Source organism: Lysinibacillus sp. NPDC048646 (assembly GCF_050272295.1).
In the GTDB taxonomy this organism is placed as follows: Bacteria; Bacillota; Bacilli; order Bacillales_A; family Planococcaceae; genus Lysinibacillus.
Map to the genome: position 1 here is coordinate 105183 of NZ_JBNNLZ010000007.1, position 15714 is coordinate 120896.

A 15714-nucleotide genomic window follows, 5' to 3' on the forward strand; every position below is an offset into this window, starting at 1 on the left:
TTCCATCTTACTCTTTTAGACTAAAGCAACTAAATTACATTTCTTACGAAATTGGTTTAATTTCTTCAATTGTTTACCATCCAATTGGAGAAGGCTCTTATATCGTTCAATCGTTTCTGTTTCTGTAGCATGGATTAATTTATGAACATTTCTATGCACTATTACGAGATTCTTGAATTCATCTGTACCTCCCATGAGGCGAGGGATCCTGTGATGACAATGGACTTCTTCTGCTACTAAGAATTCTCCTGTTATCGCACATTTCCCTGACTGCATGGAGTATCTTGAAATTCGATTATCAGCGTACTCAAGGTTATCGTTATAGAAGATTGTTTTTAACAGTCTGTTTATTTCAATAGCTATATAGTTCTTTAGCTGTTTATGTAGCTTTAATCTTCCTTCTTTCGTATAGTTGCATAAATCTTGGCTAAAATTTCTACTGTTCACAGTTTTTATATCTGCTAAAGGAAAAAGGTGGGTACCCCCTATTTCAAATGTCCTGAAATTGTTTTTGTTAAATCTTTTATATGTTTCTGAGGGTTTTATAGGTATTCCGTATTTTCCAATAGATTTGAGTCGATTGTATAAGGTTCGAGAGAGCCGATAGGCTATTTTTGAAAAGTCAATGTTCACATGCGTTGCTATCTTGTAGTAGTTTTTTATTCCGAGAATATATACGTTATAATTCATAGCCGTTTTAGCTGTTGGACTTTTTTGAATTTCATGAATTAACTTTCTAGCTTTTTGCAGAATTGTTTTCACTTTATCATCCATGACATGCGTGTTACCCACATATTTCTTTCGTTTTCTTACTACCTTGAGGGAGAATCCGAGGAAATCGGATGCCCTTTTTCTTAAATTAGTAATTTTTGATTTTTCGTTAGATATGTCAAGATTTAAGCGATTCTTAAGGTAACCTTTAACGGCATGATAAATTTTGGTGGCATTCTTATGGGAGTTTGTAAATATCTTAAAGTCATCTGCGTATCTCACAATATACATTTCCTTTAAGGCTGTTGTTTTCTTTATTCTTGAAACTTTGATTTGCTTCTTTTTATAATTGAACTCGGTTTTCATATTCTCCCATTGGTTACTAATCCACCAATCCAAATCGTTTAGTACAATATTAGATAGGAGAGGTGATAGAATCCCTCCTTGCGGAGTTCCTTTGGTTGGTATTCCTATACCTTTCACAGGTGCTTTAAGCATTTTTGACACTACCCTTAGTACCCTCTTGTCACAAATTCCTATACTGTACATTTGTTTTATCAGTTTCGAGTGGCTTACGTTATCAAAGAAACCTTGTATATCTATATCTACTACGTGATGATTATGTGTAAGATTAACAAGATATTGACATCTTGCTATTGCATGATGAGTTGACCTATTTGGTCTGAAACCATAGGAATGGTTATAGAATTTAGCTTCGCAGATGGGTTCTAGTATTTGTTTAAACATTTGTTGTATTAATCTATCTCTCATGGTCGGAATTCCTAATGGTCTGGTTTTCCCATTTGGTTTCGGTATCTCCACTCTTCTGACTGTTTGAGGTTTATAATTCTTTAAGGTTGTTCTTATTTCATCAACAAAGGTTTGAACATCTTTTATTTTATATTGCTCTATGGTGATACCATCTGTACCAGCAGTTTTTGAACCCGTGTTAACCTTAATATTCCGATAAGCTAGTAGAATATTATTTTTGGATATGATAAGTTCGTATAAATTTGCACCTTTTGTTGCGGTATTTTTACTTCTTTCGTAAAGGTCATCAAATATACTTTGCATATCATAATATTCTGTATGTCGTAGTGTTGTACTCACCGATGGTCTGTTGCCCCTTTCATCTGAAAAGTCCCATCATCTTACTCGACCCTGTGAGTTTCATTTAGTTGATTTAGTTTTCAAAGAGCAAGACTTGGGGCTATCCCTCCACGGTCGTTACTCGCTTCATTGGTACTGTTCCCCTACTTTCACAAGGATAAAGAAATTTTGGTATCCACCTTATATCCACCATCCCGATAATAGTCGTTTTGAATGGATGTTCCTTGCTTACAACGTTCCGAATAACCTGGCTGTGCATATATCTTTAGGTGCTTACTATGAGCCTGTTCATTTATACTCTCATTGTTAAGTATCTCGAATTTCCTATCGAGGATTCGTACTTTTCGATAATGAACGCTGCTTGTGCAGTTTATCCTTTTCAGAGATAATACATTTTTAGACCCGTACATTCGCAAGTTTGTCAGCCCTGACGGGCATTCTCACCATAGATATTTTGTAGCATCCCGACCTATCAAGAACCCTATCCTTTCTTAGCAACTTAGGTACTCTTTAGCCGACTTTACCTAGCTTCATACACGTCCTATCTATTACCAGTCCATGCATGTAGGAGTATCAGATAATTCGTTTCAGCTCAACATGACGGCTTTCATTCCGAATTTTGGTTAATCAGTTGTGACTGTTATAACAGTCCTCCCATTTCATGCATACGCATTTATAGGGAAACGTTTCGCACCCCCAAAATGTTCAACGAATCTCTTTTTTAATGTATATGCGAATGTTAAGTTTATTTGTTGTCCTATTATTGCCCAGACAAGTGCTTCGAATAAATCTGGCATGCCAATCATCCGTAATCCGTCATATTTTTGCGCGAGAGGCTGCAGAATAGTATCCTTATGAGCCATCTTATAAAAAGAACTCAAGCCCCGCTCTAAATCAAACCATTCCCATAAATAGACGGCAATATTCTCGCGCGTGTCTTTAGAGGGGGATGTTAGTGGAAAATCAATGTGCATCGAATTTGGCTTACAACCAATTTTACATAAAACGAATTCTTCATCGAACTTTAACAATTTATATAAATACCCGTCAGTTATGCGATGCAGATTCTCTTGTTCCGACCTGCCTAAAAATACAAGGCATTGTGCAAAATTAAATGCTAAAGGCGTGTCAATCTCTATATATGATTCGCCATCAAACCACTTCATATCCATCACTCCTTAGCTATGCATATTGCGATATTCCGTTGGGGAACACGTATTTATACGTCGAAATACTTTATAAAAATTGGAGGGACTGTGAAATCCAACATCATAACAAATTGCTAGCATTGTCCGATCCGTGCTTTTGAGAAGATGTGTGGCCTTGTCAATTCTTATTTTTTCCAAATAACGACGTGGTGTTTCAGCAGTCTCTTGTTTAAAGATGCGTTCCAGATGATAGGGGCTAATCCCGACATTGTTGGCAATATCCTGTAGTGTTAACTTTTGTTTATACTCTTTTAATAATAAAGTTGTTACATTTTTGATAAGTTGGGTATGCGGAGAGTGCTCTACCTCAGGTTGACATCTTTTGCAAGCGCGAAAACCAGCCAGTTCAACCTTGTAGATATCATCGTAAAAATCCACGTTGACTTTTTTCGGTTTTCTCGATTTACATGAGGGCCGACAATAGATTTTAGTAGTTTTCACAGCTGTATAAAATTGACCGTCATATGTGTGATCACAAGCCATGATTTTATCCCACATTTCATCAAAAGTAAGATTGATGGTAGACTTCACTTAAATTCCCTCCTTGGGTCCAGCTATTCCTCATATAAGCATGAAGTATCCTGGGCGTCCATTAATTGTCTCGCATGCTTGGTCAAATAAGCAATAATTTTATCTGATAATGCATTGCCAAAGCTAAAACGTTTAACCCCTAATTCTTTAAGGATAGTACAATTCGTTAATCCAGGTAAAGACATTAGATTTATGGGTACATCAACGGTCAACGTAAGTTCTCTTATTTCCTGATGATCGGTCAGCCCTGGAACAAATATACCGCTAGCTCCACTCTCCACATAGGCCTTCGCTCTATTTAGGGTCTCAAGAAAAGGCTGTTCCTCATGAAAATATGTATCCGTTCTAGCGTTAATATAGAAATCTTTATAGCCATGATGATCTAACGCCGTTCTCAATTGTGTCAAAAGATTACAATGCTCATTTATTGTTCTAAGTCCCTTTCGTTTTTTGAGTGAATCCTCAATATTGATACCAGCAACACCAACATCTGCTGTCCTTAACACGTTTTCAACAATCGTTTTTGTGTCACTGCCATACCCAGCCTCAATATCTGCGGACACTGGAATATTTAAATTTTCGGCAATCGTTTTTATAATCGCTAAATGCCTATTAAATTCTATTAACTCTCCATCAGCGTAGCCAAGCGAGTTGGCAATTCCCCAGCTCGTTGTACCAATTGCCTTGAAGCCCGCGTTTTCAAGCGTTAACGCAGATAGTAAATCCCAGGCATTGCCGATAAATAAAAGTTCTTGTGATGCATGTAGCTCATTAAATTGTTGTATGGTTGTCATGATACTGCCTCCCTACTGTTTGTAGCCCTCATATTAACAGGGATTCCGTATGTATTGCCTCCTCAATCTTGCTGTTATGGTCTGAGAAACTTTAAAAAAGAATCATGATGTGTTGAATTTTCATCACCTTAGCCATAGCACATATGACTGCAATTTTGTAAGCAAAAAAGAAGCGTCAACCGACAGTAGGTACTGTCTCAACGCTTCTTTTGTCGTGTAGACGGCGACTCCTTGAGGGACTAACGAACAGCTTGAGATCCCGCAGGAGCGTTAGCGACGAGGAGGCTCAAGGTTCGTCCCCAAGAAAGCGGCCACCGAAACGGAAATCTACGGCATCAAGCAAAAGCCATGGTAGCAACGATTAATCGTTTCCACCATGGCTAAAATTCATTTTTGGACTTTTTCAGTGCCCTCCCTTAGATAAACAGATTTTTATTTTTAACCTGTTTATCTTATGAGGAGCTTATTATTAACCGTTCTTCTCAATCTGAAGGATAATTCACATAAGTATATGATTGAAAAATTTTTTCTACTGTTGTTTAGAAAATCTCACTAAATCCTGTGACATCGTACCAATTTCGTCAGCTGAGGCATTCAGTTGTTCCGTCAAAGCAGCCTGCGTTTGTGCAAGCTCACTAATTTTATCCATATAATCGATAATTGTATCAATGGAAACTTTGATTTGCATTAAGCTTGATTCAATATTCCCTGTTGCCTCAGCTGAATTTACCGCTAATTTACGGACCTCTTCAGCTACTACGCCAAATCCTTTTCCTTGTTCCCCAGCGCGTGCCGCTTCTATTGCCGCATTTAATCCAAGTAGATTTGTTTGATCGGCAATTGCACGAATAAAATTCGAAATGATCTGTGTTTCATCTGCTAACCCTTTTGCATCGTTTGCAGCAACTGTTGTTTTTTCCTGTGTATGTGCAAGCTCCTGTGCTTGTATCGTAATGGAATTGATCCCAACAACCATTTCATTGATGGATGCTGTTAACTCTTCCATACGTGCCATCGTTTCCTGCACATCTTGTTCTTTCATTTTTTCATGTGTAATATCACGAATTGTCCCTGCCACACGTAAAGGTGCCCCCTTACTGTCACGAAGCGTTGTACCGCTCGCATGGAACCAACGATATTCACCTGATTTTAGTTGTAGGCGATAATCCACATCAAACGGCGTACGACCCGAAAAATCCAATAAGTGTGCACTGAACGCGCCAAACGCTAACTCATGGTCTTCTGGATGCAGGCGATCACTCCATGAACTCATAATATTAGGAAAATCTTTTTCATCTTTAAAGCCTAATGTTCTACGAAATTGTGGACTCCACCAAAAAGAATTCTGAGGATTCAAGGGGTCACCTTGATCTACAATCATATCCCATGGTGCTTCAACAAGTGCTTCATTGATTAAATCATAGCGTGTTACATAGCCCTTTATTTTTTCTGCACTTACTTTTTCCTCGTGAATATTCATAACTGTCCCCACAATGTGGAGCTCTTCATCAGAAGAAGGACGTGTAACGGTGCCAGTAGTACGAACCCAGCGTTCCAGACCATCCTGAAAGCGCATCAAGTGTTCAAAACTGAACTGTGTTTGCTTCTTTAGACAATCTACTAATAGGTCGTTAAAATCTGTTTGGTATGCCACAGCTATACGTTGCTTGAAATCATGAAAGCCACCGTTAAAAGCATGGTCGTCGAATCCAAGAAGCTCCTTTAGTTCTGCTGACACAACAAACACGTTCTGACGATCCTCTAAGCGTCCAGTCGGTAATTGTAGCTCCCAAAAGCCTATATGATTACTGTTAACTACATGGCTCATTCTTTGTTGTAATTGACCCTCATACGCCTGTCGTAGTCTACTCACTTCATTCAAGTTATGTATGAACTGTTGCAACTCTTCATTCTCTGTCGTTAGTTTATATTGGTAATCAAACTGACCCTGTTTTGCTAATTGGTATTGTAACTCGCTTAATTTGATAAGATTGCTATTTGTTGTATCCTGCCCTTTTTTAAAAAACATGTGCCGCTCCCCCTTGTTAACTCATAAAACCTCAACATTAACCTAAGAATAATTAGTCATGAACATTCGACACGGTTAGTGTTTTTTCTATTATAATCGATAAGAAATCCGAAAAACATGAATAATGTGACGCAATTAATAATATTCAATTCCTCCCTCAACGTTAGTAAAATCCTCCCAACTATCCATAAAAAAACACCTTCACGTTGGTTTCATAAGGTACAATACCTGTTTTCAACGAAAGGTGTTTTTATTTTTTCCTATTTCTAGGTCAGTCAGTCATATCATTTATTCGCTCTTTCAACATAAAAATTGCCTAAAAAATATCACATACTTTTAGTACGCTGTTAATTAAAAATATCAGCTAAATAGGTTTGAATAGATCTAGGCAATATACGGAAGAATAATCCTTCATATTTGATATCGAGTAGACCAGCTATGCAAATAATAATAATGAGGAATAATATAAGGGGTTTCTTATTTTTAGAAATCCACTTCATGGGTTCCCCTCCTCTGAAAAAAATAACGTTATCGTACTAATTAAGTATATATTGATTGATGTAAAATATATATATGAATTCTTTTCATCAAAAAATTTAGAATCCATACATTCTCTGTCACCCCTATTAGGCATGTTACATAAATTAAAATGATACTGTTTGTCTGGTGATTACAAATCATTTTTTCCCTTTACAATGATGAATTGAAATTTTATAACGAAAGGAATGGCTATGGTAAATTTCAAATCTTTGCGTGGGATTGTTACACAGTTAAATGATTTTGCGATTGGGCAAAATGGAGAGGGGGAAGGTTGTTATAAACTCATGGGCGTAGAAGATGGTACTGGTGGCATCGTCAATTTTGTGGTCTCACCTTCAACATACTTTGTAAACCAAGAAATTGTAACGCTCGGTGATTGGATTACTGGCTATTATGATGGAGATGCACCTGTACCTATGATATACCCTCCGCAATATCGTGCGCTTGTCGTTGTAAAAGAAAGCAACAATCAAAATGTAAAAGTAGACTTTTTTAATAACCAATTGGTGAGTAGTGACGGCCAATTACAATTAAATCTGTCTCCCTATACCCCTATCTTCCTTAAAAATGGGCAGCCCTTTTCAAAAAATCCTGCCAATCGAAACTTAATTGTCATCTATGGTCCTACTACAAGAAGTATTCCTGCACAAACCACACCATATGAAGTAATCGTTTGGTGTTAATTTATATTGTAAATAAATTAAAACGGCTTGAGTCCAGGGCTCAAGCCGTTTTTGCATTTTATTTATCTTGTCTTACTGCTTTTTCACTTCTTCTTGCACTTCGTGTAATTGCTGCTTAATCCGCTCTAAGTATTCTTTATTTTGTTCGACTGTATCCAAATGCTCACCATACTGTTCTGCATTCAAGCGTGCATTTTCAGCACGCTCTATTTGATTGAAAGTATGTTCAATTGCAATCTCCTCCGGGTGTGACTTTGCATGCTTCAGCAAACGCTCTGCCTTTTGAACAGAGTTGCTAAACAAAGTACTTGGATGATCCTGTTTCCAGCTTATATCTGAGTGCTTAGCCAATTACGCTCTTCCCTTCCTGCCAATTTGTTAAAATAACTAGACATAGTATTGTAAAATGGCCAGAAAATATACGCAGATGAAGGCGCGAATCTCTATAAGCAAAGTATTGTACACAAAATCATGCATTAGACTTGAAGGAAATTATAAATAAAAAACGACAATAGCTAGTAGATATTTCGATTTTAAAATTAGGAATTTCTGCTAAAAAAATTAACCATCTTATCACTTAGTCAAACTATTCTCCCCAGATTTATGAAATCATTCAACTCTAGGATTGCATCGAATGATTACGCTCATCAGCCATCAAAAAGTTACATCAAAAAGTTACATCAAAAATTCCCCTAGGTGTCAAATTTCAACCCAGGGGAATTTCATTTATTTTTGCCAATTACTTAATTCCTTTAGTAACTCTGGTAACTGTAATTTTTTAACATCAATTGGTGGCAAAGCATTAATAAATTCCTTACCATATGATTTTGTGCTGATGCGGCGATCCAAGACAATAAAGGCACCTTTATCTTGAGATGAACGAATCAAGCGACCAAATCCTTGCTTAAAGCGCATAATAGCTTCTGGCAGTGATAGTTCATTAAACGAGTTACGTCCTTGATCGGCAAGGTGTTTAGCACGCGCTTTAAACACCGGCTCTTCTGGTGATGAGAATGGTAGGCGCACGACAATAACCGATGCTAGTGCGTCGCCTGGTACGTCTACACCTTCCCAAAAACTGTTTGTTCCAAATAGCACGGCATGACTAAATTTTTGGAATGATTTTAGGATGCGCATGCGGCTACCGCCCGTAACGCCTTGAGCAAAAAGCATATAGTCGTCGAGCAATTCGCTATCTTGGATGAGTTCAACGGTTTTTCGTAGCATGTCCTGCGCTGTAAATAGCACGAAACAGCGCCCTTCCGTCATGCGGACGGTGCGTGTGATGGCATGCGCAACCGCTTCAATATATTCATCTTGTGTAACATGTTGAATATCAGGCATATCTGTGACAATATAGGCCTTCGCACCCGCATAATACGCTGGTGGTGCCTGTAGCTGTACTACTTGCACACTATCGGGAATGCCTAGTTGACGTGTAACAAAACGTTCATTGCCTGGCACAGTTAACGTACCTGAGGTCCACACGATACTTGCTTGTCGACGAAGTGGTGCAAGTACTTTTCCAATAATGGGTGTCACATTAATTGGCTTTTTATAGACGCATAGACTGCCTGGTACACTACGTAAATCGAACTCAAGCCATACTGAATTATCTTGCTGTGGTGAAAGGAAAATTTCTTCCCATTCGACGACTTTCAGCTTCATTTCGCGAATCCAATAATGCCATTCTGATAATATAAAAACCTCGTTTTTGTCGAGCTGTTCGATGTCGTTCTCAAAGGCTTGACCAGCTTCAGTTGCTAGGTCTAACCACTGCTGAAGTAGCTTGCTAACGTGCAATAGTGGCTCTTTTGCCAATGATACATCCTCTAAAAATAAGGTGCATTTTCTGCCTACTTGCTTGCCTTTTAATTGTTGCTGCATTCTCTGTACGGCACGCTGAATGGTTTCATCAAAGACACGTTGGAGGCGTATAAATTGTTTATCGAGTTGCTGTAAGCTTTGCATGGGCACACGTTGTTTCTTCTTAGCCGCTTGACTAAATTGCTGAAAGAGTGCTGTGTCCTCCATTGTGCCAATTTGTCCAAAAACGTATTTCCATTGCGTATAAGATAAAACTGTTTCATCTTGTTGCATAGCAGATTGAATAAATTGATGGGCCTCATCAACTATCCAGCCATCAATTTGTGTGAAAATAGGTGTTTGACGTACTAAATCGCTGAGTACCATGGAATGATTGGTCACTATACAATCAGCTGTTTCGCTATTTTTTAACGCTTGTTCATAGAAATCGAAGCCCTTTGACGGTTTTTCATCTGGCATTTTACGAATCTTTTCTAAGAATAACTGTCCTCCACCTGAGACATTAAGCTCGCTTAACACACCTGTTTCCGTTTTAGTAAGCCATACGAGAAGCTGTAAAATGGTGAAAGTATCGTCATAGGATTCGTCCGCATAGGCCATATACTGTTCAAAACGTGTAAGATCGATATAATGTTGCATGCCTTTGAGGACAGCAATATTGACCTTTGTGTCGAGGATTTTTTCGATTTTCGGTAATTCCTCTTCCACAAGCTGTTCCTGTAAGTGTGCTGTGTACGTACTAATCGCAATTTTTTTATTGTGTGTACGGGCATATAAAATGGCAGGTAGTAAGTAAGCGACCGTTTTGCCGATGCCTGTTGATGCCTCAAGCACACATTCTTCTTTATCGTGAAGTGCTTGCCAAATAGTGTCCATCATCGCAAATTGTGCTGGTCGTTGCTCGTAATTCGGCATGGCCTTTGCCATAAGGTTTTCTTTGTCAGTTGCTGTTTGTGGGTACGGTGTTAGTTCCAGCTTATTTGTATGTGTTTTTCGTCCATCGCAAATAGCAAAATTGCGGTAATACGATATATTGTCATGCGTTGTGACGTGTTGTCGTTTAATTTGAAGTGCCTCAAAGAATAGCTGGGCTAAATTTGATTTTAAACGGAACGATCGTTTATGCATTTGTTCGAGTGTCAGCTGAGGCAGCCCGAGTAGCTCTTTCCAACATTGTTTGAAAAGTTCGGCTGTCGCACGCGCATCATCATCCGCTCGATGTGCATGGGTTAGCTCAATATTTAAATCCGCTGCTAAATCGCCAAGCTTAAAGCTTAATGACGTTGGGAACAAAATTTTTGCTAGCTCAACCGTATCCATTTTCTTGCCTTGCCATTTTGGTAAACCCGCTCGTTTAAACTCTGCTTGTAAAAAGGATAAGTCAAAATCCGTATTATGCGCGACAAACACACAACCGGTAATTAGCTCATATATGTAGTCGGCATGCGCTTCAAACGGTAAGGCTTCCTTTACATCCTCATCCGTAATTTGCGTTAAATCTTGAATAAAGGACGGAATGGTTTTACCCGGATGAATAAACTTCGTATACGTACGCTCAATTTCCCAATCCTTCATAATTACAATAGCAATTTGAATCATCCGGTCACCATTTGCTGGCGAATGACCCGTTGTCTCCAAATCTACAATTGCATACTTTTGACTTTCCATCATATCTCAACTCACAGTTCACTTTTGATAGTTGAATTTTATCATAAAATCATGTATCAGGTCATGCTTCTGTCGTTTTCATTTGCTTCCGTTGAGCGGATTTAGCATTTAGTCAGGAAGGTTAAGCGATTTTTATGCAATTCTGGCTACTTAAAGATTATTTTTAACAAGGCTCCCTTAAATTTCTTGGTAAACTAAAGCACCCCGTAACTGAAGATTTGAGAAACTAAATATCCTTACGTTATTGACAACTTGTATAACTAGAATAATTCCCATTACTTAAGAAAGAGCGACTACCCGCATAGTTACAATTTATCGTTTTGCTTTTGAATTTAACTTTTTGTATCGAGTACATATTTTTTATAATTTAAGTCGATGGCTTTAATTAACCCAAATATAGGTACAAAATATAGAAAAAAGGCATACGGTATATACCCTGCGCCAACTGATAAGATTAGTGCCGGAAAAGTTGACGCAATATTCCAGGGTACTAAAGGAGCAATAATTAAAGCAGTATTTCCAATATCGCGTGCAATATCAGATTTTTTTATATTTCTTTTTATATAGATTTTACTCATAAGTTGATGAGCGGTTATTATGGCAAATGTTTGACTACAGCCAATAAAACAACCAGCAATACTTGCTAAAATCATAGAAAAAAATGTTCCAAACTTTTGACTTGTCATTTCTAAAATGGTCTCGAAATCCTTAAGCATTTTTGTCCCTTCAAAGATTCCTGCATAGCATGATGAGATTATCACGATCAAAATTGTTTTAAGCATTGGTAGTATCCCACCACCATGTATAATAGTTGAAATATTATTGTTAGCATTCATTTCATATCCAAAAATGATAAAATGAACTATTTCACCAAATGTTGTAGATTGGAGCAAAAGACTTTCTACACAAGCAATCACAATACTCACTAACAAGGCTATGCGCACATCAATTTTAAAAATTACGAATATCAAAATAATAACTGCAGGTATTAGAACCATTAAATTTAGATTAAAGGAATTTTGAAGTTCTGTATTAATATTTAGTGACTTCATACTAAGTGGATTTTTTATTGATAGTATTACATAAATACCAACAGTCAGCATAAACGGAACTACTGTTGATAAGGACATTCTTTTTAAATTGTTATAAAGATTGGTTTCAGTTAAAATCGCAATCAAATTAGCACTAGATGATAATGGAGAAATTCTCTCTCCAATATAAGCAGCAGTTATTATGGCACCTGCAGTTAAATCCAGATTTATATTACTTGCTTTAGCCAAAGTAATAAATACAATGCCAATTGTACCTACCGTTCCAAAAGATGATCCTATAATGAATGAAACCACTAAAGTAATAAAAAAAACGGAGATAATGAAAAGATTTGGATTAATAATTTTTATACCATAAAATATAAAAGCAGAAATCGTTCCACTACTCATCCAAATAGCAGTAGATGCGCCAATTAATAGCAAAAGAATATAAATTTGATTTGTTTTTAAAGCACCTTTTAATAACATCGTTAATATTTCTTTTATCTGATATCCTCGTTTTAATGCTAGTACTATTAAAATACTCAAACCAAATAAAAGAGGATAAAAAATGTAAATGTTCTTAAGGATGCAAATAATTAATGTAATAAATATTATTAAAAGTGAAATTACTATATCCATAAAACTCTCTCCCAAATAAAGAATAGTTTTATTTTACTAAACACTTATATATAATAAAAATATCTAAATGGTATATTATTAATAGTTTTTAGGAATAAATTAAATCGGAGATGCTTTTTATGGATATCAAACAACTTAAATATTTCCTTGCAATTGCTGATGAAGGAAACATTACGAAGGCAGCAGAAAAATTGCATATGGCACAACCACCTCTTAGTAAACAATTGAAATTATTAGAAGAAGAATTGGGTATACAGTTATTCGAAAGAAATACTAGAAATCTTAAAATTACAGAATCAGGGAAAAGATTACACTACAGAGCGAAACAAATTATTAATTTACTCGAAACTACAGTTAAAGAATTAAAGGATTTCGACGAAGGCAAGCGTGGTATTTTAAAAATTGGAACTCTTGCAGTTACGGGTGATGCAATACTGCCTGAACAAATATATAAATTCAATCAAATATACCCTAATATTGGCTTTCAAATTATACACCGTAACACACCCGAAATTTTGGATATGTTAAACAAGGGATTAATAGATATCGGTATTGTCAGAACCCCTATTAATTCAGAGTATTTGGATTCTATTTTGCTTCCAGAGGAACCAATGGTTGCAGTTACTGTTGGAGAACCATTTTGGAAGGAAAATGAATCTTCGAAGATAGCAATAGCGGATTTATCGGAACAACCATTACTCGTACACAATAGATATGAGAAAATGATAACAATGGCCTGTCAAAAAGCTGGATTTGAACCAAATATAATTGGCAAAATCGATGATACTCGATCCATTTTACTTTGGGCAAATTTGGGTATTGGTACCGCAATTGTCCAGAGAGACTGGTTACAATTATTTGAGAATAATGACTTTACATATAAAGAAATTGCTGAAGAGTCATTACTTACTCAGACGGCTATTGTTTGGATGAAAAATCAATATATGACTGCTACAGCACGTCATTTTATTGAAACATTTCTTAAGGAATAAATACAGAATTGGGCATTTTGGGACTCCTCTATTTCAAGAAATCCTGCAAAAAAAGACGGCAACCCATTAGGTCTGTCCAATTTCGGGCCCTCCTCTTAACGAAAAAACCGCAGAGTATTCTACATTGCCTGTACCAGATCTATGCATCATTTGCAACTTTACAGTGTAGGTGAACCGACCCCATTATTGTGAAACGTCTTGCCGGAAAGTTTCATCCAAGCATGACTTAGTTGAAATTCTAACGATAAACACACGGGCAATTATCTAATTCACAATAATATTAATCAGCCGAAAATATGTAAGAATTTATTCACTGCTTACATATTTTTCGGCTTTTTTGCTAAAAAATATAAGACGCCTCTTAGTGACCTAAGTTGATTATTGCCAACATTATATTGCGCAGTACAATATTAATACGATGATAGATATCTCTAATTTAGGTGATGTTGTTTATACGAAAATCGTCAAGCAAGGGTTACTATTAAGAAATGTATCAAGGTGATATATTCAAATATTTCTAAAAAATGAAATAATTCTTCTCGGATTTTATCGGATTTCGTAAGTTCTCCGTAATATTATTAAAGTAAGACATGTCTTATAAATTTTAATATCAGGAGGTACGAGGTTTTGAGGAAGAAATTTAAAATTAGTTTAGCCACTCAAATTTTAGTCGGTTTGATTTTAGGTATTATTGTTGGTGGTATTTTTTATGGAAACCCCAATATTGAAAAATATCTACAACCACTAGGGGATATCTTTCTACATCTGATTAAGATGATTGTTGTTCCAATTATTATTTCTACATTAATCGTTGGTGTTGCTGGGACAGGCGATATGAAACAGCTTGGGCGATTAGGCGGGAAGTCACTTATTTACTTTGAAGTTATTACAACAGTCGCAATTGTTGTCGGATTACTTTCGGCAAATCTGTTCCAACCAGGTGCTGGTATAAATATGAACGAACTTTCTCAAGGGGATATTTCGAAATACGTTTCGACAACTGAGGAAGTACAACATGAAGGACCTTTCGATATTATTGTAGGTATTGTACCAACTAATATTATCCAATCTATGGCTGAGGGCGATATGCTTGCTATTATCTTCTTCTCTGTCATCTTCGGTCTGGGTGTTGCTGCCGTTGGTGAACGAGGAAAGCCAGTTTTAGGATTCTTCCAAGGTGTAGCGGATGCTATGTTCTGGGTAACAAACCTTGTGATGAAATTCGCTCCAATTGGGGTGTTTGGTTTAATTGGTGTAACCGTTTCCAAATATGGATTCACTTCCCTGGTACCACTTGCCAAACTTGCTATACTGGTTTATGGAACAATGCTATTTTTCATCTTTGTCGTTCTTGCGCTTGTGGCGAAATTCGCAGGTGTCAGCATCTTCTTCTTAATTAAAGTATTAAAAGATGAGCTGATTTTAGCGTTCTCAACAGCAAGTTCTGAGGCTGTTTTACCTCGAATTATGTTAAAAATGGAGAAATTAGGTGCTCCAAAGGATATCGTATCCTTTGTTATTCCTACTGGCTACTCCTTTAACTTAGATGGTTCAACACTTTATCAAGCGATTGCTGCCTTATTTATTGCTCAAATGTACGGCATTCACCTAAGCATTGGTGAACAAATTACGTTAATGCTTGTATTAATGGTTACATCTAAAGGGATTGCAGGTGTTCCAGGCGTATCTTTCGTTGTACTTTTAGCAACTTTAGGTACTGTTGGCATTCCATTAGAAGGTTTAGCATTCATCGCAGGTATCGATCGTATTCTTGATATGGGACGTACAGTCGTTAACGTAATTGGTAACTCACTTGCGTCATTAGTAATGGCGAAATGGGAAGGCCGTTTCGATGCAGACAAAATGAAAAATTACTTTAAAGATAATGAAACCTTAGCATAAAAATCATCACGCTATATGGCATTATATTGACCTAAAATGAGACAAATAA

11 protein-coding genes are annotated in these 15714 nt (G+C 36.8%); 3 read left to right on the forward strand and 8 right to left on the reverse strand.

Annotated features, from left to right (window positions below; translation table 11 throughout):
* Positions 1 to 15: 15 nt before the first annotated feature.
* The 5 genes from ltrA to ACQKII_RS10370 all read right to left on the reverse strand — a co-directional run bounded on the left by ltrA (position 16) and on the right by ACQKII_RS10370 (position 6383).
* On the reverse strand, positions 16 to 1821 hold the full coding sequence (gene ltrA, locus ACQKII_RS10350) for a group II intron reverse transcriptase/maturase (RefSeq protein ID WP_427458912.1): 1806 nt from the start codon (positions 1819 to 1821) through the stop codon (positions 16 to 18).
* Between the two features lie 659 nt (positions 1822 to 2480).
* Positions 2481 to 2987, reverse strand: a complete 507-nt coding sequence (locus ACQKII_RS10355; protein ID WP_427458914.1) for a DNA glycosylase — start codon at positions 2985 to 2987, stop codon at positions 2481 to 2483.
* A 12-nt stretch (positions 2988 to 2999) separates the two neighbouring features.
* Positions 3000 to 3560 carry a bifunctional transcriptional activator/DNA repair enzyme AdaA gene (locus tag ACQKII_RS10360; RefSeq protein WP_427458916.1) on the reverse strand — a complete coding sequence of 187 codons (561 nt, stop codon included), beginning with the start codon at positions 3558 to 3560 and terminating at the stop codon, positions 3000 to 3002.
* A 23-nt stretch (positions 3561 to 3583) separates the two neighbouring features.
* Positions 3584 to 4354, reverse strand: coding sequence for an isocitrate lyase/PEP mutase family protein (locus ACQKII_RS10365; RefSeq protein WP_427458918.1), 771 nt, complete (start codon positions 4352 to 4354; stop codon positions 3584 to 3586).
* Between the two features lie 529 nt (positions 4355 to 4883).
* Complete coding sequence (locus tag ACQKII_RS10370) at positions 4884 to 6383, reverse strand: methyl-accepting chemotaxis protein (protein WP_427458920.1); 1500 nt, start codon at positions 6381 to 6383, stop codon at positions 4884 to 4886.
* Between the two features lie 731 nt (positions 6384 to 7114).
* Here ACQKII_RS10370 and ACQKII_RS10375 point away from each other — a divergent pair.
* On the forward strand, positions 7115 to 7606 hold the full coding sequence (locus ACQKII_RS10375; protein WP_427458922.1) for a hypothetical protein: 492 nt from the start codon (positions 7115 to 7117) through the stop codon (positions 7604 to 7606).
* 72 nt (positions 7607 to 7678) lie between these two features.
* On the opposite strand, the gene ACQKII_RS10380 is transcribed toward ACQKII_RS10375, so the two are convergent.
* From ACQKII_RS10380 to ACQKII_RS10390, 3 genes are all read right to left on the reverse strand, one after another.
* A complete protein-coding gene (locus ACQKII_RS10380) occupies positions 7679 to 7957 on the reverse strand; it encodes a hypothetical protein (RefSeq protein ID WP_427458924.1) in 279 nt (92 codons plus the stop codon).
* A gap of 375 nt (positions 7958 to 8332) precedes the next feature.
* Positions 8333 to 11104 (reverse strand): ATP-dependent DNA helicase DinG, encoded by a 2772-nt coding sequence (dinG, locus tag ACQKII_RS10385; protein ID WP_427458926.1) that lies wholly within the window; start codon positions 11102 to 11104, stop codon positions 8333 to 8335.
* A gap of 329 nt (positions 11105 to 11433) precedes the next feature.
* Positions 11434 to 12771 (reverse strand): Na+/H+ antiporter NhaC family protein, encoded by a 1338-nt coding sequence (locus ACQKII_RS10390; RefSeq protein WP_427458928.1) that lies wholly within the window; start codon positions 12769 to 12771, stop codon positions 11434 to 11436.
* Between the two features lie 119 nt (positions 12772 to 12890).
* Here ACQKII_RS10390 and ACQKII_RS10395 point away from each other — a divergent pair, with 119 nt between their 5' ends.
* Together ACQKII_RS10395 and ACQKII_RS10400 are read left to right on the forward strand one after the other, a co-directional pair.
* Positions 12891 to 13763 (forward strand): LysR family transcriptional regulator, encoded by an 873-nt coding sequence (locus tag ACQKII_RS10395; RefSeq protein ID WP_427458930.1) that lies wholly within the window; start codon positions 12891 to 12893, stop codon positions 13761 to 13763.
* Between the two features lie 627 nt (positions 13764 to 14390).
* Positions 14391 to 15665, forward strand: coding sequence for a cation:dicarboxylate symporter family transporter (locus tag ACQKII_RS10400; protein ID WP_427458932.1), 1275 nt, complete (start codon positions 14391 to 14393; stop codon positions 15663 to 15665).
* Positions 15666 to 15714 lie beyond the last annotated feature (49 nt).

Excerpts from the sequence above, each read along its gene's own strand:
- ACQKII_RS10390 (WP_427458928.1), bottom strand. The coding sequence starts at position 12,771 with ATGGATATAGTAATTTCACTTTTAATAATATTTATTACATTAATTATT.
- ACQKII_RS10375 (WP_427458922.1), top strand. The coding sequence starts at position 7,115 with ATGGTAAATTTCAAATCTTTGCGTGGGATTGTTACACAGTTAAATGAT.
- ACQKII_RS10370 (WP_427458920.1), bottom strand. The coding sequence starts at position 6,383 with ATGTTTTTTAAAAAAGGGCAGGATACAACAAATAGCAATCTTATCAAA.
- ACQKII_RS10355 (WP_427458914.1), bottom strand. The coding sequence starts at position 2,987 with ATGAAGTGGTTTGATGGCGAATCATATATAGAGATTGACACGCCTTTA.
- ACQKII_RS10365 (WP_427458918.1), bottom strand. The coding sequence starts at position 4,354 with ATGACAACCATACAACAATTTAATGAGCTACATGCATCACAAGAACTT.
- ACQKII_RS10395 (WP_427458930.1), top strand. The coding sequence starts at position 12,891 with ATGGATATCAAACAACTTAAATATTTCCTTGCAATTGCTGATGAAGGA.
- dinG (WP_427458926.1), bottom strand. The coding sequence starts at position 11,104 with ATGATGGAAAGTCAAAAGTATGCAATTGTAGATTTGGAGACAACGGGT.